A 3,119-nucleotide genomic window follows, 5' to 3' on the forward strand; every position below is an offset into this window, starting at 1 on the left:
TCTATTTTTTCTTTCATTTTATTTATGTGATATATTAATATAACAAATATATGTTTTTGGAATCTTTCGAAAAAACAAGACAAAAAAATACCAGGGAAGGAGTAATTATATTGAAAGAAGTATTATTATTAGGATTGGGAGCAGTGGGCGCATCTATTGCTGCACAATTTTATGATGCAGGTTATCCTATTAATATCATTTGTGATGCTGATCGAAAAGCAAGGTACTCACGAGATGGCTTTAGTGTAAATAATAAGAATTATAAATTTACTTATTTCACAAACAGGGAGTATAAAAAGTCTGCAGATCTGGTGCTTATAGCAGTTAAATACCATCATTTAAAAGATGCCCTTCCACAGTTAGAGGGTTTAATCGGAGAAAAAACAGTAATAGTTTCTCTATTAAATGGTATTGATAGTGAAGAAATTATTTCGAATTATTTCAAGTGTGAGAATAATATTGCCCCAGCGTTTATTTATAAAATCGATGCTACTAAAGTCAACAATGCTGTAAATTACTATAGTAAAGGAATTATAGTTTTTGGAGAAAAAAACGGCATGGTTACCGAAAAAATAAATAAAGTAAAGAATATTTTTGACAGGGCAGGAATTAAGTATGAAATTTCTGATAATATATTAAAAAAGATTTGGTGGAAATATATGACTAATATCGGATTTAATCAGACAACTGCTATTTTAAAAGTACCCTATCGGGCATTACAAGAAATTCAGTATGCACAGGAACTAGCCAAAGAAGCCATGAATGAAGTTGTTTTAATATCCCAGTCAACCAATATAAATATAAACCTTTCAAAGGAAGACATAAGCAGGGCTATGGAAATGTTAAAGCAGTTAGACCCTGATGGAAAAACTTCTATGATGCAGGACGTAGAGGCAAAAAGAAAAACAGAGGTTGAAATGTTTTCAGGAAAACTATGTCAGATGGGTGACAGTCTTAATATTTCTACCCCTATTAATCGTATGCTCTATAATTTGATAAGGACAATTGAGGAAACCTATTAAAATGTGTAATTTTGTAAATAGTAAGGCTAATTTTTAACCCAAACAGGAGGAATTATGAAAATAGTCAGATATCAAAAAAATAATAAAATTTCTTATGGAGTAATTAATGATAGTACAATTATTCCAGTTACAGGTGATATATTCGAAAAGTATGAATTGAGCGAACAGTCTTTGAAACGGGAGGATGTAAAACTACTTGCACCGGTCAACCCTCCAAATATTATAGCCATTGGATTGAATTACAAGAAACATGCTGATGAAAGCAAATTATCTTATCCGGATAGACCTCTAATTTTTTTAAAGGCAACTTCAAGCTTGATTGGTCCGGAAGATAAAATAATTCTTCCGGAATTAGCCCCGAATGAAGTAGATTATGAAGCTGAATTAGTAATTGTTATTGGAAAAGAAGCAAAGAATATTGAGATAGAGGATGTTCCAAAATATGTTTTAGGATATACCTGTGGAAATGATGTTTCAGCGAGAGACTGTCAGATTCGATTTGATAAGCAATGGGCTAGAGCAAAATCATTTGACACTTTTTGTCCTATAGGGCCATGGATAGAGACAGAACTTCCTGATCCTGATAATTGCAGGATTATGTCCCGATTAAATGGAAAGGTTATGCAGGATTCCAATACCTCAGATTTGATTTTTAATACCAGAGAATTAGTCAGTTATTGTTCAAAGAATTTCACCCTTTATCCCGGAACGGTAATTATGACGGGAACTCCAGAAGGTGTAGGTTTTGCCCGGAAGCCACCGGTATTTTTAAAGAACGGTGATACTTTTGAAGTTAATATTGAAGGAATTGGGACATTAAACAATAAAGTTATTGGATAAAATCAGGATGTTGCTGTCTGAGTCCTGATTTTCCTGGCATAATAGATTTTTACTTTTATCCGTAAAAGCCAATTTGAGGGGCTGGAGATTCGTGCCCAGGCTTTTTTGGCTTTTTCCAGTTGTTCTTTATTAATAGTTTTGTTTCCGAATATTTCCTGATTGAATAATTCTACTATTAAATCAATATCTTGCTGGTTATTCGGGAAAAAATAAGATATTTTTTTGGCATATTCCCTGGGAGTTTTGGAATTGACTTTGGGTATGCCGCTATTTTGTCCCCAATTACAAAGTTTATTAAAAAGAATAAAAATATTGTGCTCTTTGGATATTGTTTTTTTTATTATAATAGACAACCGGCTTAATATTTTTTTTGCAAGAGAGAACAGGTATTTTAGCCAGAGCAGGATTTCCTCAAAGAACCCTCTTTTCTCTTTATCTAATTCAGTTCTAACGGAAAACCAATTCCAGAGAGAACGTATTAACAGGCCAATAATTATTATTGCTATTATACTAAAAACAATTATGGCTCCCCATGAAAGTATTAATCTAAACAGCTGAGAAAGCCATCCGGGCTCTGTTTCTTCTATTACAGCCATTTCTGGGCCAGTACTATATGCCGGGTCTGTATTAACAGAAGGTGCTTTCTTGCCAAAAATAAAGGTAATAATTTTCAATAGTAATATGCCAAGTGGTCTTGCTGCCATTTTTAATACCTCATAACCTGTTTGTGCTGCAGAGGTCATTTGAGGTAAAAAGAATAATACAATCCAGCTGCCAAAGAGCAGCACTACCAGAATAAAAGTTAGAATAAGGCTTATTCTGCTGATCTTGCCGGAGTGTTTTGTTTTTGAACTGCTTATATTTTTTGCAATTGCAATAGCGAACATACTAAAAAGAAAATAATAAATTATTAAAAGACTTGAATAAGGTAATGACATATTTGTAGCACCCAAAATAATAAAAGTGATAACAAGTACAACTATTCCCATGTCAAAACCTGAGGTAATCTGCAGATAATCATTGGAACGATGAGCTGCTTTGTAACCATATCTCCAATAAATCGAAAACCAGAAGATAATTATAAGATAAACATAGCCGCTAACACTACCATATTCTTTATTCAGTATTAATCCTAACCACTTAAAACTTAAAAAAGACCCTGTCCAGTTTCCATAGAAATAAAAAGTATAAAGCAGAATTAAAAGATAGAAAAAAATATGGATAATAACATATTCAAAAATTCTCTTTCCTCTTCCC

General features: G+C 32.7%; 3 protein-coding genes. 2 read left to right on the forward strand and 1 reads right to left on the reverse strand.

Annotated elements, in window-relative coordinates; translation table 11 throughout:
- Window positions 1-110: 110 nt before the first annotated feature.
- Together PHQ99_08330 and PHQ99_08335 are read left to right on the forward strand one after the other, a co-directional pair.
- The gene (locus tag PHQ99_08330) at window positions 111-1,022 is read left to right on the forward strand and encodes a ketopantoate reductase family protein (protein MDD4289577.1); all 912 of its coding nucleotides are present in this window, start codon (window positions 111-113) and stop codon (window positions 1,020-1,022) included.
- A 54-nt stretch (window positions 1,023-1,076) separates the two neighbouring features.
- Window positions 1,077-1,862, forward strand: coding sequence for a fumarylacetoacetate hydrolase family protein (locus PHQ99_08335; GenBank protein MDD4289578.1), 786 nt, complete (start codon window positions 1,077-1,079; stop codon window positions 1,860-1,862).
- A 2-nt stretch (window positions 1,863-1,864) separates the two neighbouring features.
- Here the strand turns inward: PHQ99_08335 and PHQ99_08340 are convergent.
- A partial coding sequence (locus tag PHQ99_08340) for a DUF4129 domain-containing protein (GenBank protein MDD4289579.1) occupies window positions 1,865-3,119 on the reverse strand: 1,255 nt, incomplete at its 5' end.

It is taken from the genome of Atribacterota bacterium (genome assembly GCA_028703475.1).
In the GTDB taxonomy this organism is placed as follows: domain Bacteria; phylum Atribacterota; class Phoenicimicrobiia; order Phoenicimicrobiales; family Stramentimicrobiaceae; genus JAQVMU01.

Coding starts and splice junctions, on each gene's coding strand:
- PHQ99_08335 (MDD4289578.1), top strand. CDS start 1,077: ATGAAAATAGTCAGATATCAAAAAAATAATAAAATTTCTTATGGAGTA.